This window comes from Exiguobacterium sp. s130, assembly GCF_018619055.1.
Taxonomy (GTDB): domain Bacteria; phylum Bacillota; class Bacilli; order Exiguobacteriales; family Exiguobacteriaceae; genus Exiguobacterium_A.
The window spans coordinates 498,655-520,810 of sequence record NZ_JACSNI010000003.1 but is presented as its reverse complement, the minus strand read 5'-3'; the positions used below and the strand labels follow the sequence as shown (position 1 = coordinate 520,810).

Sequence of the window (22,156 nt, the reverse complement as noted above, 5' to 3'; positions counted from 1 at the left end):
GCTCTTTTAATAACATTAACTTATATGATTTTAATTCGAGCGTTGACTTTGCATGCAAAACGAATCCCTCCAAATACGAACTAACGTTCTATATATTATTTTTAGTATGCATCAATTACTTTTTATTTTCAAGTATCACCCTATTCTTTACAATCTCATTAATTCGACAAAATATGACATTTAAAAATTATTTACTTTCTGTTTTTCAAAAAATAAAAAATTACTGGTACACGTTATGTCGAATACTTTTTATGAGTATTTATCAAACTAGTGTCGAAATCTGTCGGACGAATAATCATAATCCTTCCCTCTTTCTTAAAAGGAAAGTTATTCCTCTTGTTCCTAAATTGGTAAAATGAAGGGAATGTACAATTCGGGAGGCGATTCTATGGGGTTCATGGACTGGTTAACAGGTGGTAAGGACAAGAAGGAAATCGAACGATTGACGAAAGAACTTGAATTGATCCAGCTCACGAAAGAAGAGTTACAGTATCTTGACGTCAAACGCGAGTTAGAAGCTATCCGAGAGCAGTACACGGAAGAACAGCAACAGCTCGAAGCAGATACGATCAAGCAACGTGCTCAACTTGAGAAAGAGTTAAAGAAGGAACGAGATGCCTTCGACCGTCAAATCAAGTCCGAGCGTAAGGACGTCGACAAGGACATCAAGAAGAAACAGAACGCCATCCTTGCGGAAACGAAGAAGAGCCAGGACGAAGTGGCTGCCAATGCAGAACGTCTTTTTGAGTTGAAGCAATTGATTGGGGAGTACGAAGATAAGTATCTCATGCAACAGCATGGATTATACGAACCAACATACGAGTTCGATACGTCCTCCGCCTATAAGAACATGCTGGACCGGATCCGTTCTGAACAGAAGGACATGATTCGAAGTCGTGTCGCAACAACGCACCCAGAACATTACACAGTCGACAACGATAAGAAGAAAGGGAAAGAATTCGTCCTCGATACGATCAAACTCTCTCTTCGAGCATTCAATAATGAATGTGACGTCATCATCGCAAACGTCAAGCCAACTAACATCGAGAAATCGGCCGAGAAGATCAATAAGGCATTCGATCAAATCAACTCCCTGACTGATATGCAGAAGATTGCCATTCGAAAAGAATACTTGCGTCTGAAGCTTCGTGAACTCCATCTTAAACACGAATTCGAAATGAAGAAACAGGCTGAGAAAGAAGAACAACAAGAGATCAAGGAGCGTATGCGCGAAGAAGCACGCGTCCTCAAAGAAATCGAGAACGCACGTAAGAAAGTTGAGAAGGAAGAATTGCACTTCAGAAGTGCCGTCACTACCGTACGTGCCAAGCTAGAAGAAGCCGACGATACCGAGAAACAAGCACTCCTCTCAAAACTGGCGGAACTAGAAGCGAAGTTGGCTGAAGTAGAATCGATCAAAGACGATATCGAAAATCGTGAGAAGAATACTCGTGCTGGATACGTCTACGTCATTTCGAATATCGGTTCATTCGGTGAGCATGTCTACAAGATTGGGATGACGAGACGCCTTGAACCACTCGATCGAATCCGTGAGCTTGGAAGCGCGTCGGTTCCATTCACGTTCGACATCCATGCGATGGTCTTCTCTGAAGATGCTCCGACTCTCGAAAACAAGTTACATCATCGGTTCGCAACGGAACGCGTCAACCAAGTCAACTTGCGTAAGGAATTTTTCAAAGTTGAGATCGAGCAGATTGCGAAAGTGATCAAGGAAGAGTTCGATGAAACGCTTGAAATTACTTTGGCTGCACAAGCAGAAGACTACTATCGCACATTGCAAATGCGAGGAGCTGCTGTCAGTGCTACGTGATTACTAAACTAATGTAATGAATTAACTGAGAAATATACGGTTGAGATTCCAATGAAGTAAAAATGTACAAAAAAAGAACGTCGTCGAAAGCAACGTTCTTTTTTTGTACATTAAATTTCCTTTGGAAAAGATTTAAGTTTGAACTTCTATTTCAATCCCAGATCCACAACTTTCGACAGTCATCCCTTTAAAAAACATTAGATTGCCCTTATTTTTAATAGCATCTTTGCCTTTTAGTGTAGCCTCAATTGATTTAGAGTTAATTTTAATTAGAACGTTTTTATAGTAAAGATCAGCTTTGAGTTCAACTGTATTTTTTATTGCATCAACAACAAAAGTCAGATGAATTTTTCTTGATGCTGAGTTGATTTTCAACTCCCCTTGACTCCACTGCAGGTCCCAAACTTTATCCGTTTTTCTTTTCACAATCCACTCATTATCAACAATCTCTGCAATTAAAACGTCTTTTTCATCAAAAAACTTGACGTTTAGCAAAGGTCTTCCACACTCATCTTTCTTAATCTCAATCAAAGGAAAACCATTAACAACGAAAATTTTGGGTGTATCAATGAACGTACAAGAACCTAAAACTAACTTGAGTGACTCATAACTTCCCAACCAAAAATTGCCCTTTACGTCATCTTGAGTCAAGTTGAATGGGTTTTGTTTTCGAAAGTACACTTCTTCTTCTGGTATCAGTTTGTTGTGAAAACTATTATGATGATTCCCGCATAACGCCACTAAGTTCTCAGCTTCATGCTTTTGTACAATAGCATGGGGAATAATGTGATGGTATTCGATAATTGGCATTCCACAAAAGACACAACCGAATCCCGCTTCAGTTCTAATTTGTCTTCTTAGTGAAGCAGGAATTGGTTCTCTACTTTGTTTTTTTCCCATTCTCTTCACCTCTGATGAATTTATAGTTAAAAATCATACAATTTAAAATAACTTAAAAAAATCGAGAGCTGCATCTCAAATTTTTTTAAGTTAAGAATGTTTAAACTTCTGTTTCGTTTTCGAGTTCATCTACTGGGATGAACCATGCTTTATATCCGTAGGTCTTCGCCCACATTTTTTGCTGAGTTTTTGGGTTGATTCGCCAAGGACGAAACACTCCGTAACACCCGTGTTTTTCACTGTAATATAATTTTGTCATGATTATCATATCCCTTCTAAACAAGTTAATACTTGTAGAAGAGCCGAATATTTTGTTATCATATACAAGTACACGAACCGACCAAGTTATGTACATGAACATGATGCAGCAAACAAAATGATGTATCTTAGTTTGTCGGCCCTCTACAAGGGCTATTTTTTTTGCGCATTTTCTTACCCCCTATTTAATAATTATCTGTTATTTTGAACATCGTTAAATCTTTTTAGTGCGGCCTGATTTGAAATACCAAACGTAGACGCGATTTCTGAAGGAGAGAGGTCTCCGATCAAGTGCGTCGGAGCCAAAAATTCTGCTGCGAATACATTCGCCTGCCATTCAGGATCCTCAAAAATTTTTCGCTTTACATCTGACCGTGCTAATTGTTTCACGTGCTTATGGAGAAATAGATGTCCAATTTCGTGCGCAATCGTGAAGCGATGTCGCGGATTCATATTAGCGGCAGCAATATATACGTCTTCACGTATTATGATTTTGTTTAGATCGAATCGGTAAAGCGCATATTCTTCCATCTCACTCACATCAACTATCTCCAACTCGAGAGCCTCACCGAAAGCACCTAACAAATCGTGTTCGAGAATTCGAATGATATCGATTTGAGGTACATCTTCCATCTCAAGAGCGCTTCTTAATCCAAATGCAAACATCTTAAGATCATTTTTAGACCTCGGTTTAGCTTTAAATTGCGATTGGCTCATCTATACCTCCTGAGAATTAGTTCAAGATATCGAACATTTTTTTCAATTGCTCTTCGGAAAGATCCCCTGATTTTCTGGCCAATGCTTTCAGCAGTGCTGTGCTATTCTCTCCTGTTTCTTCCAATGGGAATGTAATCATTTTTTCAGATTCAATGATTGCTTCTTTTAACTCCCAACGTTGTTCATCCCCCAGATCATAAGCGTCTGAGATCATCTGCTCCCATGAAGATGGGACACTCCGTTTACCATTTTCGACCGCCGATAAATATGAAACAGTCACATTTAAGTCGGAAGCCATGTCTTTAAGGATTTCGTTCCGATCGATCCGAAGTTTACGACAGAACTTCCCGAATGGAGTAAGCAAAATGATACCTCCTCTTTTTTGATTCAATTCCTCTTTCATTTAATTCCTCAATTAACAACTTTAGTATAAGTTAAACGAAATAATAAATCAACAATTTAATCTTATTTATTCAACAAATTTGTTTAATCAGAAACTCATTTTAATTTCCCATTCCTTATATCTTTAGTTATGTATATAATGACAGGGGATATAAGGTTTAATGAAGTACTTAACTTAGGTATACTCTAAGCACCCTCTCCGGTGCTTTTTTGCACGTCAATAATCGAACGTATGTTCTAAAACGAAAAAGAACTGGGGGCCATGACGATGGCAAATATCAAGAAGAACGCAAAAACAGGGCTCTGGTGGGTCCGCCTCTCACTCGGTACCGACGAGTGTGGGAAACGGATCCAAGCCTACTACTCGAACAAACGGAAACAGGAGGTCGAGTTCTGGATCTCGGAACAAGTCGCTGCGCGACGGGACGGTTCCATCCGGAAGATCATCAAGACGCGCACGATGGAAGAGCTCTTCGTCGTCTGGATGGAGGATCATGTCCGACTAACGAAGGCGACGACGACCTATCACTCCTATCAATCGATTCTCAACCGTATCCCGAAGTGGTTCATGCAATTGAAGGTCGATCGGGTTGAACCGACGCATGCCCAACGTCTCCTCGCCGATTGGCACCGGGAAGGCTTGAAGGCATCGACGATCAACTCACGACGTGCCATCTTCGTCGGCATGTTCAGCTGGGCGATCCGGATGAACAATTACAAGGGAGCGAACCCCTTCTCTGCCGTCGCGAAGCTGAATGAAGGACTGAAAGAGATGGACACGTACGCCGTCGAGGAACTGGCGACGTATCTGCGGACAGCACGAGACGTGATGACGACTGGGAACTACGCTGCCGTAATGTTGATCAGCTATGCCGGACTGCGCGCCCGGGAAGCGACAGCGCTCCGATGGTCGGACGTCGACTTCGATCGGATGGTCATCATGGTCAAACGGACGGCGATCGAGGTCAAGGGCGGCTATTCCTTCTCGAACACGAAAGGCAAGAAGGTCCGGGTCGTGACGATCTCGGCACATGTCGCGGAAGAATTACGACGGATCCGGGTCGAGCAACGGTATGACAGTATGCGGATGGGTTGGCGGAACGACGAGGACTTGATCTGTCTCGGTGTCTCCGGTGCCTACCTCTGGCACTCGGGTTTACGAAGACGGCATATCGAGACGATCAAAGCTGCCGAACTACCGAAAATCACCCTGCACGGACTACGCCATACGCATGCCTCGCTCCTAATGGAGATGGGCGTCCATGCCAAGGTCATACAGGAACGACTCGGTCATGCCGATGCGATGTTGACGATGGATACGTACGCTCACGTATTGCACACTTTACAATCGGATACGGCGACGCAATTCGAACAGCTTTTGAAACGCAAAAAAACCGCTCAACAGAGCGGTTCGTGAGGAAATTCCCGATTTTCACACCAAGTGTGCAATAAGTGTGCAATGGGATTTCTATAAGTGCTAGAAATGGCTTAAGACTGCGGTCTTTTACGGCGCAAACCATAATACTGATAAAACTGAACTTCGATGTTCCCGTTATAGAGCTTCCGACGTTTCGTCGCTGGGCGACCATACGCTTTTTCGAACTCAACATACGACGTGATCATGTAGACACTGTAGTATGGGAATTCTTTATACGCTGTTCCAATCTTGCGGTACAGTTGATGGACTTCACGCGCGTCTTCGAGACGTTCTCCGTACGGCGGGTTTCCGATGATGACACCAAAGTCTTCCTTCGGTTTGAAGTCTGCCGCGTCACGTTGCATGACGTTGATCGCATCGCGGACGTCTGCGAGTTCTGCGTTCGTTTTCGCAAGCTTGACCATCTCTGGATCGACATCGCTTGCGTAAATTTTCAGTGGTTTGTCCCACTCCGCTTTTTCGTTCGCTTCGTTGATCGCATCGAACCACGCTTTCTTCGGAATGCATTTCCACTCTTGTGAGACGAACTCACGGTTGATGCCTGGTGCGATATTACGCCCGATCATCGCCGCTTCGATTGCCAGGGTGCCTGAACCGGTGAAGACGTCGTAAAGCGGCATATCCGGCTTCCAGTTCGTCAGCATCAGCATCGCTGCTGCCATCGTCTCTTTCAGTGGAGCGGCTGAGTGGAACTCACGGTAGCCACGTTTGTGCAATGCGTCGCCTGATGTATCGATCGTTAATGTTGCGATGTCTTTTAACAAAGCGACTTCGATCGGATAGCTCGCACCTGTCTTCGGTAACCATTCCGTTCCTTTGTTGTACGCTTCTTGCATATGCGAGACGATCGCTTTCTCAGTGATCTTTTGACAGTCACGGATCGAGAACAGCTTCGACTTGACCGAACGACCGTTGACGATGAAATTCGCATCCCACGGCATCAATTCGTGCCACGGCAGTGCCTTGACTTGATCGAACAATTTTTCGAATGTCGTCGCGCGGAACTCGGCGACGACGAGTTTGATCCGGTCCGCTGTCCGGAGCCACATGTTCAAACGGGGTATGTCCTCCATCTCACAATCGATGTAAACCTTTCCGTCCTCGACCGTACACTCGTATCCTAACGCACGGACTTCTTTTGCGACGAGCGCTTCGATTCCCATCGCCGCTGTCGCGATGACTAAGCGTTTTGCCATATCGCGTTCACTCCTTTATCGTTTCTTCCACTGAATCGTTTCATTGCAATAAAAAAAGAGCCCAGGGTGGACCTGGACTCTCGTTCAACTTAAAAATAACAGCCTATGTGGTCCTGTAAGCCATGTTCTGTTCCTTAGTGTTTCAAACGGTTTGACCCTCACACGCAGGCGACAATCATCTATCTCCGTATTTGCATACGCTCTCCATTGCGTTCAGTTCCGCTCCGGAAATTCCCCTACCAAATTTGGGTTTCTCGCTCGTGGGGTTTACCTCGTTCCACCTTCATGGTTTCCCATGAAGCTCCGTCACTGTGGCACCTTCAAGAAGTTTCGGCCATATCCGAAGACTTAGGCGTTCCTTCTGCCGTCAGCTTGACGCTGCCTACACTTATCTTTTTGTGTAGCACGATCACTACAGCCATCGCAGGCTGTGCGAGCATGGACTTTCCTCAAAGCATCGAAATGCCCCGCGATTGTCCGAACCAACATAGTCACTGCTTATGAGTGTAGCGTAGATGCCGCTTTCCTGCAAGAGGCAATTCTCGTTTTATAAACGAAAAAGTTGCGTCCCTGCCTCATTTCACGGTATAGTACAAGAGTTCAGAAGGGGGCATGCAGCATGAAAAAACGACGCTCTGGTACGAACCGGCGAACGGTTCGCAAGTTGACATTCCTGATCGAAATCGACGAGATCAAGGCACTTCATCTGCGAAACGGCATCTTCGCCTTCTATCGTCAAGGAGAGCTCATCCACGCGTTCGAGCCGTTCAACGTCAAGGCGCCCGATGCACTCTCAAAACGTAGCTATCATTTCGATCAACACGATATCTTGCTTATGAACGAACGTTTCCCTGAGCAAATCCCGTTGTATGATGAAGCAATGACGTTACGCTCTTGGGCCGACCAGGTCGCTTATGGTTTATACCAATTGATCGATTCCAGTCGCCTGTCTTTCGTCCATGAGGATGACACAGGATACAAGATGGAAGCGATGATCACATGGACTGGAGAGGCATTGACGCCTCCGACGCCCGTCTATAAAAAAGGAAAAGACCCGAAGTAACCTTCAGGTCTCGTACGGCGCTTCCCACTCAGTGGGAGGCGCTTTTTTATTTGACTGTCAGTAAGCGTTCGACGGTCCGCGTATGCCGTCCACCTGTCGTTGTAAAGACAAGCTTATATGACCCCTTGTCTTTCAACTTATACGTAAACTTATGCGTACCGTTCGTTAAATTCGATTGCGTGAATGTCTTAACGACCTTCCCGTCCTTATAGAGACGTGTCGTCGTCTTCGCACTCGCATACTCATCAAAATAGAATGTAAACGCCTGATTCGGCTTAACCGTTGCCGGTAACGAGATCTTCGAGATCGGTGCCGGCAGTGTCGCTAAGATTCCGGCATTCAAGCGACCTGCTCCGTAATGCAACTTCGTATCACCTGATTTTTTCGTCGCTGCAGCATATAACTTACTGCGCATCGTCGTGTTCGAGACGAATGGGTTCTTCGATTTCGCGAGCGCCAACACACCACTGACGACCGGTGTCGCCATCGATGTTCCGTCCAAGTAGCCGTACTTGTTGCCGACGATTGTCGAGTAGATCCCTTCCCCCGGTGCCATGATGTTGACTCCTTTCCCGTAGTTCGAGAACGTCGAGGCACGCCCCAGCGTTCCGACGGACCCGACACCGACGACTTGACTCATCGATCCTGGGAAGAGTACTTTATTGCGCCCGTCGTTTCCGGCTGCTCCGACGACGAGTATGTTCTTCGCTTCCGCCTTTTTGACCGCTGCTTCCATGTACGGATCAAACTCATATTGTCCGAGTGAGAGATTGATGACATCTGCTCCCTGCTCGATTGCATACAAAATACCGTCGCCGATGTCGATCGATGCGGCAAAGTCTCCATCGAAGACATCGGCCCCGATCAGTTTGACACCAGATGCGACACCGACGATCCCTTGACCGTCTTCACGCGCCGCGACGATACCGGCGACGTGTGTCCCGTGATCGTCAGGTTTCCGGATTCCAGAAATCGTCGTCGTCTTATAGATGACGTCCTTGAACTCGCGGTGTTTCGTATCGATTGCATCATCGATGATTGCAACTCGGATGTCCGATTTTCCGCGGCTGTACTTCCAGTAAGCCGGAATGCGTGACTGATCAAGATACGTTTGTTGAAATTGAGCGGAATCCGTTGCTCTCTTGACGTCCGTGATTGGAATCAAATCGGCATCGATATCCTTTTCTTCGAGATGCTCAAGCGGCTCAACGAGCGAGAATCCTTTTTGTTTCAAGGCACGAATCTCGGTCAGCCCCTGATTCGCCAACCACTCTTGTTTTTGTTGTTCTGTAAACGTCGGATCATATTGTACGTATTGAGACTGCGCGAAAGCAGACGTTGGCATGGCGACGATTGTCGCTAGCGTGAGTAGTGCAAGTTGCTTTTTCATGGGAACCCTGCCCTTCTCTGATTACGCGCCGACCGAAGAATCGTCTGGACTAAAGCGGAACCGTGCCGTCCGGTTCTTCGCTGACTTCAAAAGGAATGATCTTTCCGATCGTCACGTAAGCATAATAGCGCGCAAGGACCGCATGCCAACGCGTTGCATCGATCCCCGTCAGGTCTTCACCTAACGGGGAACCGTCGAATGTCTCGAACTGTTGGCAAAAGAAGGCTTCTTCCTCCTCATGCCACGTCACTTCTTCGCCGATGAACCCGGTCGAAAAGCGGACAAAATCCGCAATCGAGGGTCCAATCACTTCTGCCGGCAAGCGTTCGCTCATCCGTCCGACCAGTTCATACCGGTCGCGTTGTGCTTGTTCCGCTTCTTCAATCGAATGACACAGCAGCACTTCACGATTTATTTCTACTAACACGACATAGTCACCACTCGGTAAATTGACGTGAATCATCCCTACACCCCTCGGACTGAATTCGTGCGGCTTCTAGGTGTCATTTTTTCTTCGATAATTTATAATGTCCATTTTCGATCAAATGTTAATTCAATCGGCTCGTTATCTTTCGACTTTAACATAACGACCCGCGTCGTTTCAATTTGATCGACGAGATCCGCTTGACGAAGAGACTGAATTTCCTTTGAAGAACCGGCTTCAATCCGGTCTCTGTAAGGGGCAAGCAAGTCTTGTTGATTGCTTGCGAGTGCGTACCAGGCAAGACGGGCAAACGGTTCGTCCTTCGCCGTTTCAAGCGCATAACTCTCGAAGATATCTGGAAGATAACTGCTAAATTGATCAAGCGCGTCGATTCGTTCAGCGACATCTAAAATCGTCAACCAGCTCGGGAGTGAAAGCAACGATTCGCTCGACCACCAGTCGAGTAAATCGACATGCTCTTTAAGTAATTGATGAGCTTCCGGTCGATCGATCATATGTTGTAGCGTCTGGATGAGTTCGTTCCAGGCAAGTGACCAGTACTCCTCTGATGGATTAGCTGAAAGGAAAAATTGACGATAGACCGTCAACAATTCCGAAACGTCCGTTAATGGTTCGACTTCTAGCCGTTGATTGAATCGGCTAACTGCTTTTGTAAAATAATTTGGTTCAAGCGTCAGTGCCATATAAAGTAATTTTGGTGCATTTTTAATTTCGCCTTGATCGACCGTCTCAAATAATTCTTGAATCCATTCTGGTTGTGGTTGTGTCATAATCTTTTTCCTCCGTCTAGTAAATTTATTTACTATACCCGAAAAAAGATTGGTTAAATCCTTTCTTCTCTAAATCGCTCCGATTCGTTGGGCGGTTTCCTCCGAACACAAGACGATCAACGTCCCGTTTTTCGGAATCGCTTCATCGAGTCGACGGTTCAAATCGAGTCGTTTTCCATCAGATAAGATCGTCACGCCTTCTTCAAGCAAAGCATGATAAGCGTCACGGTACGTCCCCCACTCCGGTCTACTCGGAATCGAGAACATGCCTTCACCGTCCTTCGTCAACAAATCCGTCACGACCTTCGTCACACCAGGATGATGGGATGCGAGGATCGCCATCCGGGCAATCGTCTCATCACCAAGTAACACCTCATCAACCATAACCTGTTCGAAGCTGTCGAGGTGTTCTTCAAGCATCATTTCGACGATCGTATAAATGTTCGGATTCGCCCGTTCGATGCTTGAAGCAATCAACAATGTCCGTCCGTCAGCATGGACCGGTGGAATCGAATGATCAGCGAGGACGATCGCGCGAACTGCCTTTTCGATGTGTGCCCGTTCGAGCGTCGATGTCAGTGCCGGATCACCACAGACGTAATGAAATCGTGGGTGACTGAATGGCTCGCGCTCTAAATCATCGACGAGGACGACATCCGTATGTTCGAGTAATGAATCGATGACGTGCTTCGAACGCCGACTGTATCCGAAGACGACGGTATGCCCTGTTTCTTTCACTTGTAATAACCCTCTTTCCTTTTGATTACGAATCAACTGGACACCGTCGACCAGTTTTGAGATTAGTCCACCGACGATTCCGATTCCAAAGATGAAGACGAAAATCGTTAGAATCCGACCGGTATCAGAATTCGGGAAGAAGTCGCCGTACCCGACCGTGACGACGGTCGTCATCGTCCAGTAGACAGCCCGGAAGTAGGATCCGAACGTTTCTGGCTCAAGCGCATACATGATGCCCGCGACACCAAAGACGAAGATCAAGGACGCATATCCGAGCGTCCGCATGCGTAAAAACGATACTTTTCGTAAAAAACGTAACCAGACCATCTTTTTTTCATTCCTTTCGAACAATCCGGTCTCTTTCCCTGTCAATAAGGGCGAAGGAGGTGATACACATGACACAAGCAGAAGAAATCAAGACGAGTCTCGTCATCGTCTTCGAGCGGAAGGACAAAGTGACAGCAAACGGTGATGCCGTCGTTGCTCGCCGCCGCTATAACGGCTTACGTTCGAATCTTCCAGCAGACGTCGTCGCTTCGATCGGTCAAGCGGTCGGCAGCTTACTCGACGGACGCTACGCGCTGACGGAAATCAGCCGTGACTACGCTCTACTCAAGGCATAACTCGTCCCTACATTTCATGAAAGGAGTGACCATTGATGGAACATACGATCGTCCTGACATTTGATACGGTGACAAAAAAACCGTATCGCTTGCGGATCGCTGGTGCGAAGGAAAATGCGACCGTGGCTGAGATCAAAGCAATCGGTGACTTGTTCGTCGCCCATGACCCGTTCATGAACGGTGTCACACGACTCGCGTCCGCTGAATTGCAAAATAGTTCGGAATCGCCATTCGTCTTGTAAGCTTTTTCAGTCCATCGTCACGGGATTACGTGACGATGGCTTTTTTTTGGTATACTAGAAACATCAACCAGCTGAAAGGAAGTCAATTTATGGCCAAACGCCCACTCACTCCTCGCGAATGCGAACTCGTCGTCTGTAGTCTCTACGTAATGGAACTCATCCCGTTCGAAGGCATCATGGAACGTCTCGAATCCATTACGCTCCGAGACATCATCGGCCCCGTCGCACGTGGTGAATCGACGCGGGAGCAAGCTGCTGACGCGCTTGACCAGTACATCAAGGTCCGACGTCGCCGGTTCCGCAACGTCCCACCGGAACATCTGTGGTCGCTTGACGACCGGATTGAACAAGAAGCTTTGCGGATGATCCGCAAGCGTTCGCCGCTCTCGGCAGGAGAAAAGCTCCAGCCGAAAGCCATTCCTCATGAAATGGGTGATACGGTCGAGTTGAAAGTGACCGAAATTCAGGATCGCAACAACAAAGTGACCTTGATCGGGAAAGTCGGAAACGTCACGGCGAAGCTCCCGGTCGCGAACCGTCAAGCCTATAAAGGCAATAAGACGATCTCTGCCTGGATCACGGGTGTCGAGAAAAAACCTGCCTTACTTCATCTGTCGACATCCGACTACGGTAAGCATCAGCCGTCAGACGACGTCAAAGCAGCGTACGCAACTGCCGTTGCCGCGTTACGTCGTTATTTCGAGACGAACGAACTCCCGACGACCGAAGAAGTCGATCTCGCGAAATCACTGTTCCAACGGATGATCCGTCGCGATCAGAATGATTGGTTCACAGTGTACGTCGCGATGGGTCGTCCGCAACTTGATCACGTCCGGCGCTGGGTCAAGGTCATTCAGATGCTCGCCCGCTCACTGCGCGGAGACGAGGAAGCGACACAACAACTCGCTTCGCAGGAAGATCGTTTCTTCAAGGACGCCTTATTGCGTGCCTGTAAAGCAGCAGAGAAAAACTTCACGTCTTGATGCTTTCGCCCTAGAACGTATCGATTCCTAGTCAAAACGAAAAAAACGCTTCGTCCCGGATAAGTTTTTCTGGGACGAAGCGTTTTTTCGTGGATCATTGAACCGCAAAATCATAGATACGCGTTCCTTTTTTACGATTCGCATCTTTGATTTCTCCTTGATACATCAGTTGCTCATTCTTCAGATCGATCACGGACACTTGGAATCCATCGTTTGTCTCGGAAGAGAGATAAAGCTGCATCTCGTCCTTCGAATCCAACCAATCAATCTTTTTCAAAACGAGCGGACTGCTTACGCTATGCTCGGATAATCGTTTCGTTTCCAAGTCGAACATCGACCATTCGATTCGTTTCGTCTCCCCTTCCGGCAGGCGGAAGCCGATGAGATAACGACCGTTCGCATAGGGCGTATAACCGATTTGCTGCTGATTCAACTCCTTGATGGAACGAACGCTCTTCCCGTCATCGAGGAAATAAGATAGTTTAGTGTTCTCCTCATCGCTGTCAGACGGTTGTTCCGTGTAGACGACCTCATTTTGATGAATCGCTAAAAATTGACGAGCGTGTTTAGGCGCTACTGGCTTTTGAAGAACGATCTCTTCAACCCGGTCGCTTGTTAAATCGAGCACAAGCAGTTTCGTTTCCCTTGGCTGATCGACTCGATCGAGTTGAATGTAGACCTTCATCGCCTGTTTATCGACGACACTGGCTTGTATGTCCATCCCCGTCTCAAGTTTTGTATCATACTGAAATGTTTTCTCGAACATCTCCTCCGTCTTAAACGTAAACATCTTAAATTGCAGTTTATTGTGTTTGATCTGAATCGCATACTCTGATTGTCCATCTCCACTTACATTCGTTTCCATATGCGTCGTGAATTCGTAATATTTATCTGGCAAATCCGTCATGCTATCTTCACGGAATAGTTGTCCGACGTAAGAATTTGACTGTTTTTCGATGTCTCCCTTAGCGTTGACATCATAAATCGTCGAACGCATGCCTTTCGTCTGAAGACGTAAATTAAAATTTTCGATTTGCGAAGGTTTTCCACTGACGGTCTCGAGCGAAAAGTCTGCTCCTTTGATCGACAGCGTGTAGCCGATGTAGCTTCCGATTGTTATGAGAATGATCACTCCATAGATCAGAAGTTGACGATATCGTTTCATGAGATTTCTCCTTTAGACGGATAGACGCGTCTGGACTAACCGCAGATTTTTGTACGACACATATAACGTTAAGAACACGATGTACCCGAGATAAAATTGCATGTGCAGTTGACTCAAATCGTTCGAAATAGCTGACAATGCTAAGCCCAAGATGATATAACCGCCAATCAACGCAATCCCATGTAATCCGACGAGCAAGAACGCTTTTCCCTTTCGGAACGATCGTTCAAGTAATACTGTCATGAAGACGAACGAGATGACGATGAATGTCATCAGTAAGATGAATAAAATATCACTCGGATACATCGTATAGAACAACTTCATATAGATGGAGTATTCATTGATGCTGGCTGTGACCTGTTGAGCATCTGGTAACAACCATAAGTAGAGATTACGACTAAGCAACAACAGCCCCCACTGAATTCCGATCAAACTAGTCACGACAAGTAAGAGTGCCGTCATTTTCGACCCAAAAATCGCCCGGCGTGATCCCGGTAACAATAGCAATCTGTAGATGTACTTCGTCTCACCTATCCAGTCGCGGTACCAAATCCAAAACGCAAACAGGATGATCATCCCCATTGCTAATACAATGATGGAATCGTAAAAATCCGTTGCCTGTGCGAATGTCAACGCACCACCTGCTCGCGCAATTGCGTCCATTTCTGATATCTGTTCAATCCGCATCGTTTTCTCGATCGTGCTTTGATAATCGTAAATTTGATAGAGCAGAGACGCGATTTCCACGACGATCAAGCCTGAAATCAACAACACCAGTAATTTCGTACTTCGTTTCAGTTCTTCATTCGTTAATAACAACCAACGTTTCATCCTTGATATACCTCCCGCATCCGGTCCTGGACCGATTGATGATGACTGCCGCGCAGCTCATCCGTCTCTTTGACTTCAACGATCTTTCCGTCCCGTAAGAACAACACTCGGTCGATCACCTGCTCGACTTCAGCGATTTCGTGAGTCGTCATCAGGATGCTCCGACCTTCCATGAACTCACTTGAGAAAATCCAGGCAATCTGTTCCTTCATGAACAAATCGATTCCCGCGAGCGGTTCGTCGAGTAATATGTACGGTCGATCGAGGGCAAATCCTAAGACGAGATTGAACTTCGCTTTGTTCCCTTTTGATAAGTTCGCCATTTTATCCGTCGTAAACAGCTGGAACGTCTGCAGTAACCGTTCCGCTGTCTCTTGATTCCAGTCCGGATAATGATCTGCCATATATGCGAGCGCTTGTCCGATCGTCATGTAGCTCGGCATCGTCTGGAGATCAGGCACGAACGCAATTTTGTCGCACGATGTTTTACCGTCGACTGTCACTGTCCCGGCATCCACCGGAATCAGACCGAGAATTGCTTTTAGGATCGTCGACTTCCCTTCCCCGTTCAAGCCGATCAGACATGTCACTTCGTTTAGACCGACGGAGAACGTCACGTCACGTAAGACCTGTTTTTTTCGTCCGTATCGCTTCTGTAACCCTTTTACCTCAAGCATCGGATTCACCCTCCTTGATTATCACCATTGTATTAAGACAATAGTACATCTGTTAACTGTATGGTACATGCCATACAGTCTAGCGTCAACCTGTTTTTTCCTGCCATCATCCAGAAAATGAAAAAGAGCCGGACAATCCTGTCCGACTCCGCGAGTATTCGACTTCGTTTTTGCTTTTTAATTTATGAAAGAAGAGAGACGTTTTGTTCACTCGAAATCGCTTCCTAAGGAAAAACAAGCAGGAGCGACCCTGCAACGAAGTGAAGCGGCGCGATGCTTGTCCCAGGAAAACGATTCGAGATGAACAAAAAAGTGCACGCTGTTTTCACGACGTCGAATTCTCTCGATTCGTTGATTAAAAAAAGAGAGGACATCCTAACGGACGCCCCCTCTGAAAACGTGACTGGTGCTTCAATAAATATCAATCGTTGACTCCAGTGCCCGGCATGTCCGACGCACGGTCGGTAAGAAGTCGGTCCGTTTTGCGACACCGCCTTCAATCTGGACATGCTGAATGCCTTTCGTCCGCTGCATCGCTGTTAAGACGGTGACCAGCTCGATGAACCAATTCGAGATCAGTTCGACGACCTGTTCGTCAAAAGCGGCAGCGCCATACACATCATACCCGTTCTCGCAGAGATGGTTCGGGAAGCGGGCTTTGAACCGATGAATCAAAGTGTCCGTCGTCGGAATTAAAAATTCGTTATAGACGACACGTTGTTCGGCATCAAGCGTTTGTTCTGTCACACCATCCATCATCAAATGTGGCTGATTGCCGATATTCAATGTCCAACTCGTCTTCTTTCGCTCGCCAGTGGAAGTGATCGTTCGCATGGTTTCATCCATCTCCTTTTGATGTGTAAGCGTTTACCTTCTCATTTTACCTGTCATTTGACCTGTTCTGCAACCGTCAACTTGACCATTTTAAACGATGACTTCGCTTGACATTCAGTCTACCAAATTCAACGCTTTTTGACGATGTCAGGAATTAACATCGTCCTTGTAAATGTAGACAGCAACGAGATCGATCAAGACATGGATGATGATCAGCGGCCAGAGTGTCTCAAGTGCTAGGTACAAGTAACCGAATCCCGCCCCGATCAGTCCTGTCACGAGGATTGCGAACCACCCTTGATAACGATGCGCAATCCCGAACAAGATTGCCCCGATCCAGACGAAACTGACGTCAGAAAACGGTAAAAATAATCCGAGAGCATGAAAGAGAAATCCGCGATAAATCAACTCTTCCGTCACTCCTGCCATCAGCGCGACCATCTGAAACCCGGTCCGTTCCTCTTTCGTTCGCGGCAGAATCAGTCGCTCCGCCTCACTTTGATAAAGCGGCAACAAACGTTTGCGAAACGCCGGAACAGTCGCCGTCAAAAGTAAGACGAAGCAGAGAAGGACGATTAGTCCGATCGTCGCGTACCAGACCGGACCACTTGGGACAAAAAACGTCAAGCCGATTTCCGGCAACTGTGTGCCGCTGATCAGTGTTCCACCGACGAGCAACAAACATAAGATCCCGCTTGACTGGACCATCGAGGGGTAGAATTCCTTGCGAGGAACGATCGTCAAATCGACCGGACGGACCGCTGCGATGATCGAAAGGACGACGAGCAAACCGAGTAAAAACCCATTTACGAAGAGATACATGACTTCGACTCCTTTTTTGATTCCACACTCCCGTCACAGAAAGTGCTATTAGACCCTACTAAAATATGATACCATTCAGTGGAATCCTAAACAGAGGAGAGAACAATATGCGAAAAGTTTTTCGAATCAGCATCTTGTTCGTACTGTTCGCCCTCATCGTCAGTGGCTTCATCTACTGGCAAAATCGGGAACGTGTTCAAAATGAAATGTATCGTACGTATTATGGACAGCATGGCGTACCTGCCGAGAACATCGACATCTACGAACAAGCCGCGGCACGTTACGGCATCGACTGGAAGCTACTCGCCTCCATTCATCGCGTCGAGACGATCTTCTCGAACTCGTCAGCGATGCAATCGTCCGTTGGCGCCATCGGCCCGTTCCAATTCATGCCGAAAACATGGGTCGGTTGGGGATACAAAGGTGGCACGTCGCTCGGTGACATCGAGCATGACGGCATCGACGTGACGGATCCGGAAGCCATCGAGAAATATGGTGGTCTCGGAGTGGACGCGGACGGCGACGGGAAAGCTGACCCGACGAGTCTCGTCGACAGCGCCCACACGGCAGCGAAATACCTGAAACAACACGATGTCACGAAGACATCCGACCGAGACACGCTCGCGACAGCACTGTTTGAATACAATCGCAGTGAACAATATGTTTCTGACGTGCTCGCCCAATACGATCGTTACCAGCAACACGTCGAGGCGATCGATGCGAACGACCTCGACCTCAAGAAGAAGACACTCGCATTCTTCCTTCGCATCAGCTCACGTTTGACCAATTAAAAGGAGGCACCACCCATGACACCAGCCGATTCTTCCGAACTCTTGATTGAGGAATCGTCGATCCGCGTCCAGACGACGTTTGATCGAGACAAGACGAAACGCTACTTACGCAGCTATATCTTTGACGACATCGCAGAAGGAACGCACGTCGCCGCTTTAATCTACACACCACGGACGACGGACGCCTTTCTCTCCGGAACGACCACACAACGTGCGTACAATTTGATGAAGAAGTATGTCAGTGATCCCGTTAAACAATATGACATCATCAGTTTGATGCCGGACCTGCTCGTCAGCGAGGATCTGCCATTCGCTCAAGCGAGTTTCGATGAGACGAACTATGCGTTCGTCGCGAAGACACTTGCCGATGTCAAAGCGAAAAATGGCGTCGTCCTCTGTGGCTGGGGATCGCCTGGTCGACTGATGCACCATTTACCGGCTTACGAGGATCTATTCAATGAATATGCCGACATCTTGTACTGCTCTGGCATCACGAACAAAGGTGAACCGAACCATCTGCGCTTGACGATGGACGATAGCCCGATGATCACGTATAACGACATGAAACAAAAAGCGAAAAAGTTGCGTCGTAAATGACACAATGGACCCTTCCATAACGGATAGGGTCTTTTTTTGAAACATTTTCCATCAGCTTCGCGTATAATCTAGGTCTACATACTACATAGCAAGGAAGGTCATACGATGCCATTTTGGGATAAAGAGTTACAAGAAGAAACGATGATTTCAGTCAAAGAAACAGACATTCAACGAATCGAGCAAGCCGTCAACGGTTCACTCCCCGTCCGTTACCTCGAACAAATCCGGGAACAAAACGGTGGTGCCCCAGAAGCTATGGCCGTGATGGTCGAGTTCAAGAATACATGGTCGGACGAAGAAAGCGGATTGCACCTCCCACTCCGCTCCATGACGTCATTGACATTCGAACGGTATCTGGACGAATTGTCGGTCCTCAGGGAATGGGATGTCGAAGGAAACGTCATGATGTTCGCGGAAGGAGAAGGGAGCTATTTTTGGTACTTCCACTTCATGGAGGCTGCTGAGCCGACTGTCTGGTGCCTCGATATTTCGGATGAAACGACCTATTTTGTCGCGGCGACCTATGACGAGTGGTTAACGAAGCTGAGTACCGATGTTCCGGAAGTCGTCATGCCGGATGTCGTATTTCTGACGTTACCTGAAATCAAGGACATTCTCCGTGGAGATGACGAAAACGAAAAACTTCTCGCATACTCCCACTGGATGATTCTCGATGAAGAACAGGAAGAACTCATCGAAGCGTTCATGACACTGATCGAACGAAACGACCAGCCTGATTTCCTCGACTCTTATGCGTATTACCTCATGGAAGTCTTGACGAACAACCCGGAGTTGTTAGAACAGAAACGAGATGACGTCACGACCTTGATCCTCAGCAAAGGTGACGATCTCGATGCAGAAGACTTGCTATCTTGGATGGATGGAGAGATAGACGAAGAGTTCTGACCTCAACCAGAAAGCCAGTATTCCTCGTCCATATGGATGACGAATACTGGCTTTTTGCATGCATGTAAAATCTTTTAAGACAACATCAACTCAAGCAGGCAGTCGACAAGATCCTTCTCCAGTTCAAGTGCTTGCAACTGGTGCATCATGTTGACCGGATCGAGCTTTTGTGACAATAGACGATACAAACGATCCTTCAGGTCATAGCTGATTTCCGCTTGGTCGAGGAATGCATACAACCGATCCATCTTGTTCTCGTTCGTCGAGATCTCGACTTGAAGCGACAATGTGATCGTATCGGTCACTTCACCCAGTTCGACACGAAGGGACTGTGTCGCATGATCATAGACACCGGTGACACTCTCTCCGTCGCGCTGGACGTATCCTTCACGGACTCCACGTAAAATCAATGTGATCGACCGATTTTCCGGTAGCAAGTCACGATGTCCAGTCGGTGCAGCGATCGTCAGTTCACGCGCTTCCCAGTCGAGCGCGAATGTCGTCTCAACATTGACGCCGTCGCGGTGTGCGACCCCTGTGCTGTCGTCTTCAAACAACGTAAACCGGTTCGATGCTCCCGGGAAGACGACGACTTCGAGATCGTCCGGATTATGCAATGCATTCGAATGTTCGAGATGACGACCGAGTGGGACGATCGCACCGGCTTTCGCGAGTACGCCTTGGTCTTCGAGATAGCGGAACAGACGGATCTGTTTGCCGCCACGGTACCGGTGCCCATTGAAGAAATCGAACCATTCCCCTTCTGGCAACCATGCAATCGCAGCTGTCATGTGCAGTTTCCGATGCATCGGCGTGACCATCGGCGCAACGATCAATTCCGTTCCGAAGTAGAACTGATTCGGGACGTTGTAGGCTTGATCGTCTTCTGGATGCTCATAATACATCGGTGAGACGAGGGGCAAGCCGTCAAAGTGATTGCGGGCATTCATCGTGTAGATGTACGGCACGAGCTGATGCCGGAGTCGTAAATATTTCTTCATGACGTTCGCCGCATCGGTCGAATAGCGCCATGGTTCCTTCCCATTGAAGATGCTCATCGTACTATGCAGACGCATGATCGGACTGAAGACACCGTACTGGAGCCAACGTGTCGATAACTCGTCATCTTTTTCCCCGCGCTGGTGCCCCCCGATATCATGACTCCACCAGCCGTAACCGATGTTCGACGCTGTCGCCGTGAAATACGGCTGGAATTGGAGCGATGCCCACGAGATGATCGTATCGCCCGAGAAACCGACCGGATAACGATGACTTCCGGGTCCCGCGTAACGTGAGAAGATCAACGGTCGATTACCATCGCGGGCGATATCAAGCGCATGATAATGGTTGAGCATCCAGAGCGGATCGAGCCCCTTCATCTTCGAGTTCGCGCCCTGTTGCCAGTCGATCCACCAAAAGTCGACCCCATCTGCCTCATGCGGATGATGCAACTTCGTGAAGTAGTTCTCAATGAACGTCCGGTCCGAAAAATCAAACGGAATCCGAACATCCGATTCGGGATCAACACCCATTGCGACCGCCATCGCCTCGTATGCTTCCTCAAACCCACGCACCCCGTCCGCCGGGTGCAAGTTAAGCGTGACCATCCGGTCGTCGTCCTTCAACCATTGCAAGAAGCCGCGTGGATCCGGGAAGAGATCAAGGTTCCACGTATAACCCGTCCAACCGCTCCCGTATCGTTCCGGAATATCGGTGACGTGCCAGTCCATGTCGATGACACTGACCGAGAACGGAATATCTTCCGTCTTGAAGCGTGTCATCAAATCCTTGTATTCCTTCTCACTATAACGCCAGTAGCGACTCCACCAGTTACCGAGTACCTGACGCGGTAACATCGGTGTCGGTCCTGTCAGGTGGTAGAAGTCACGCAGTGCCTGTTTGTAGTCGTGACCGTATCCGAAATAATAGATGTCATGCGTACCGGAGCGTCGCGGTTCGACGAAGTGGTCTTCCGTCAGCACGAAGGCGTTCGAATCGTCGATCGCCGCGTATCCTTGCCGTGAGACAATTCCTTCTTCGAGAGGAATGACACCGTCCGCGTGGTCAAGCGTCCGTGCCGTTCCTTTTAATGTCCGGAGCGGTCCGCCGAACGTATAACGGCTGTAATAGGTACTGAAGTTCCCTAAGACATCGATATAAAGTGTGTTCGCAGCGAACGGTCCCTTCGTATAATGCAGATGGACGTGCTCGGTGATGATTTGCAATTCTTCCTCGTTTTCGACGATGCGATAAGCAGGTACCGGGAAATCACGATTGAAGACCGTTTGGGTCGGTCGATCCTCGAATTGTCCATCCGCCGCGTATTCGAGTCGGATCATCCGACTCGTCAAGACCGTGAAACGGTAGACATCTCCTTGGATGATAGCGTCTGGTCGTGCTTGTGGTTTCATGTCGCGCGTGTAGAAATGGGATTCATCAATTGTTCGCATACGAATTCGGGACTTCCGCCCCTTTCACTTCCTTCCAGGCTAAGTAGTGTGCAACCGATTACACATCTAGTGTATAAGAGTTCATGT

General features: G+C 47.6%; 24 protein-coding genes and 1 other RNA gene. 9 read left to right on the top strand and 16 right to left on the bottom strand.

Annotated elements, in window-relative coordinates; genetic code table 11:
* Positions 1-388: 388 nt before the first annotated feature.
* Positions 389-1,831: an SNIPE associated domain-containing protein gene (locus HZS85_RS10300; protein WP_214855616.1), complete on the top strand. Its 1,443-nt coding sequence runs from the start codon at positions 389-391 to the stop codon at positions 1,829-1,831.
* A gap of 132 nt (positions 1,832-1,963) precedes the next feature.
* Here the strand turns inward: HZS85_RS10300 and HZS85_RS10295 are convergent, their stop codons facing one another.
* The 4 genes from HZS85_RS10295 to HZS85_RS10280 all read right to left on the bottom strand — a co-directional run bounded on the left by HZS85_RS10295 (position 1,964) and on the right by HZS85_RS10280 (position 4,109).
* Entirely contained in the window at positions 1,964-2,731 is a 768-nt protein-coding gene (locus HZS85_RS10295) for an HNH endonuclease (protein ID WP_214855614.1), read from the bottom strand.
* A gap of 100 nt (positions 2,732-2,831) precedes the next feature.
* A complete protein-coding gene (locus HZS85_RS10290) occupies positions 2,832-2,990 on the bottom strand; it encodes a hypothetical protein (protein ID WP_214855612.1) in 159 nt (52 codons plus the stop codon).
* A gap of 191 nt (positions 2,991-3,181) precedes the next feature.
* Positions 3,182-3,706, bottom strand: a complete 525-nt coding sequence (locus HZS85_RS10285) for an ImmA/IrrE family metallo-endopeptidase (RefSeq protein ID WP_214855609.1) — start codon at positions 3,704-3,706, stop codon at positions 3,182-3,184.
* Between the two features lie 16 nt (positions 3,707-3,722).
* Positions 3,723-4,109 (bottom strand): helix-turn-helix domain-containing protein, encoded by a 387-nt coding sequence (locus HZS85_RS10280; protein ID WP_214855607.1) that lies wholly within the window; start codon positions 4,107-4,109, stop codon positions 3,723-3,725.
* A gap of 267 nt (positions 4,110-4,376) precedes the next feature.
* Between HZS85_RS10280 and HZS85_RS10275 the strand changes: the two genes are divergently transcribed.
* Complete coding sequence (locus tag HZS85_RS10275) at positions 4,377-5,525, top strand: tyrosine-type recombinase/integrase (RefSeq protein ID WP_214855605.1); 1,149 nt, start codon at positions 4,377-4,379, stop codon at positions 5,523-5,525.
* Between the two features lie 71 nt (positions 5,526-5,596).
* Here HZS85_RS10275 and HZS85_RS10270 read toward each other — a convergent pair whose 3' ends face one another.
* Both HZS85_RS10270 and rnpB read right to left on the bottom strand, forming a co-directional pair.
* A complete protein-coding gene (locus HZS85_RS10270) occupies positions 5,597-6,742 on the bottom strand; it encodes a THUMP domain-containing class I SAM-dependent RNA methyltransferase (protein WP_214855602.1) in 1,146 nt (381 codons plus the stop codon).
* 111 nt (positions 6,743-6,853) lie between these two features.
* Positions 6,854-7,227: RNase P RNA component class B (gene rnpB, locus HZS85_RS10265), an RNA gene on the bottom strand.
* 134 nt (positions 7,228-7,361) lie between these two features.
* Between rnpB and HZS85_RS10260 the strand changes: the two genes are divergently transcribed.
* Positions 7,362-7,805 (top strand): hypothetical protein, encoded by a 444-nt coding sequence (locus tag HZS85_RS10260; protein ID WP_029341396.1) that lies wholly within the window; start codon positions 7,362-7,364, stop codon positions 7,803-7,805.
* A gap of 46 nt (positions 7,806-7,851) precedes the next feature.
* Here HZS85_RS10260 and HZS85_RS10255 read toward each other — a convergent pair whose 3' ends face one another.
* From HZS85_RS10255 to HZS85_RS10240, 4 genes are all read right to left on the bottom strand, one after another.
* Positions 7,852-9,195, bottom strand: a complete 1,344-nt coding sequence (locus HZS85_RS10255) for a S8 family peptidase (RefSeq protein ID WP_214855599.1) — start codon at positions 9,193-9,195, stop codon at positions 7,852-7,854.
* Positions 9,196-9,244: 49 nt separating this feature from the next.
* A complete protein-coding gene (locus HZS85_RS10250; protein ID WP_214855596.1) occupies positions 9,245-9,658 on the bottom strand; it encodes a hypothetical protein in 414 nt (137 codons plus the stop codon).
* A gap of 59 nt (positions 9,659-9,717) precedes the next feature.
* Positions 9,718-10,410, bottom strand: a complete 693-nt coding sequence (locus HZS85_RS10245; protein WP_214855594.1) for a hypothetical protein — start codon at positions 10,408-10,410, stop codon at positions 9,718-9,720.
* 69 nt (positions 10,411-10,479) lie between these two features.
* Complete coding sequence (locus HZS85_RS10240; RefSeq protein ID WP_251137922.1) at positions 10,480-11,475, bottom strand: potassium channel family protein; 996 nt, start codon at positions 11,473-11,475, stop codon at positions 10,480-10,482.
* 68 nt (positions 11,476-11,543) lie between these two features.
* Between HZS85_RS10240 and HZS85_RS10235 the strand changes: the two genes are divergently transcribed.
* The 3 genes from HZS85_RS10235 to HZS85_RS10225 all read left to right on the top strand — a co-directional run bounded on the left by HZS85_RS10235 (position 11,544) and on the right by HZS85_RS10225 (position 12,996).
* Positions 11,544-11,771, top strand: a complete 228-nt coding sequence (locus HZS85_RS10235; RefSeq protein WP_035408455.1) for a DUF1659 domain-containing protein — start codon at positions 11,544-11,546, stop codon at positions 11,769-11,771.
* Positions 11,772-11,806: 35 nt separating this feature from the next.
* On the top strand, positions 11,807-12,013 hold the full coding sequence (locus tag HZS85_RS10230; RefSeq protein ID WP_035408457.1) for a DUF2922 family protein: 207 nt from the start codon (positions 11,807-11,809) through the stop codon (positions 12,011-12,013).
* Positions 12,014-12,102: 89 nt separating this feature from the next.
* Positions 12,103-12,996, top strand: coding sequence for a hypothetical protein (locus tag HZS85_RS10225; protein WP_035408459.1), 894 nt, complete (start codon positions 12,103-12,105; stop codon positions 12,994-12,996).
* A 94-nt stretch (positions 12,997-13,090) separates the two neighbouring features.
* On the opposite strand, the gene HZS85_RS10220 is transcribed toward HZS85_RS10225, so the two are convergent.
* The 5 genes from HZS85_RS10220 to HZS85_RS10200 form a co-directional block, all read right to left on the bottom strand.
* The gene (locus HZS85_RS10220) at positions 13,091-14,161 is read right to left on the bottom strand and encodes a hypothetical protein (RefSeq protein WP_214855590.1); all 1,071 of its coding nucleotides are present in this window, start codon (positions 14,159-14,161) and stop codon (positions 13,091-13,093) included.
* A 12-nt stretch (positions 14,162-14,173) separates the two neighbouring features.
* On the bottom strand, positions 14,174-14,992 hold the full coding sequence (locus HZS85_RS10215; protein WP_214855588.1) for a hypothetical protein: 819 nt from the start codon (positions 14,990-14,992) through the stop codon (positions 14,174-14,176).
* Positions 14,989-15,669 carry an ABC transporter ATP-binding protein gene (locus tag HZS85_RS10210; protein WP_214855586.1) on the bottom strand — a complete coding sequence of 227 codons (681 nt, stop codon included), beginning with the start codon at positions 15,667-15,669 and terminating at the stop codon, positions 14,989-14,991. The genes HZS85_RS10215 and HZS85_RS10210 overlap by 4 nt, the downstream gene beginning before the upstream one ends.
* Positions 15,670-16,080: 411 nt before the next feature.
* Entirely contained in the window at positions 16,081-16,503 is a 423-nt protein-coding gene (locus HZS85_RS10205) for a hypothetical protein (protein WP_035408466.1), read from the bottom strand.
* Positions 16,504-16,650: 147 nt separating this feature from the next.
* On the bottom strand, positions 16,651-17,325 hold the full coding sequence (locus HZS85_RS10200; protein WP_214855584.1) for a CPBP family intramembrane glutamic endopeptidase: 675 nt from the start codon (positions 17,323-17,325) through the stop codon (positions 16,651-16,653).
* 107 nt (positions 17,326-17,432) lie between these two features.
* On the opposite strand from HZS85_RS10200, the gene HZS85_RS10195 reads away from it, so the two are divergent.
* From HZS85_RS10195 to HZS85_RS10185, 3 genes are all read left to right on the top strand, one after another.
* Positions 17,433-18,116, top strand: coding sequence for a lytic transglycosylase domain-containing protein (locus HZS85_RS10195; protein WP_214855581.1), 684 nt, complete (start codon positions 17,433-17,435; stop codon positions 18,114-18,116).
* 15 nt (positions 18,117-18,131) lie between these two features.
* A complete protein-coding gene (locus HZS85_RS10190) occupies positions 18,132-18,713 on the top strand; it encodes a DUF1643 domain-containing protein (protein WP_214729802.1) in 582 nt (193 codons plus the stop codon).
* 105 nt (positions 18,714-18,818) lie between these two features.
* The gene (locus HZS85_RS10185) at positions 18,819-19,619 is read left to right on the top strand and encodes an SMI1/KNR4 family protein (RefSeq protein ID WP_214855579.1); all 801 of its coding nucleotides are present in this window, start codon (positions 18,819-18,821) and stop codon (positions 19,617-19,619) included.
* Positions 19,620-19,693: 74 nt separating this feature from the next.
* Here the strand turns inward: HZS85_RS10185 and HZS85_RS10180 are convergent, their stop codons facing one another.
* The gene (locus HZS85_RS10180) at positions 19,694-22,069 is read right to left on the bottom strand and encodes a glycoside hydrolase family 31 protein (protein WP_214855577.1); all 2,376 of its coding nucleotides are present in this window, start codon (positions 22,067-22,069) and stop codon (positions 19,694-19,696) included.
* Positions 22,070-22,156: the final 87 nt, after the last annotated feature.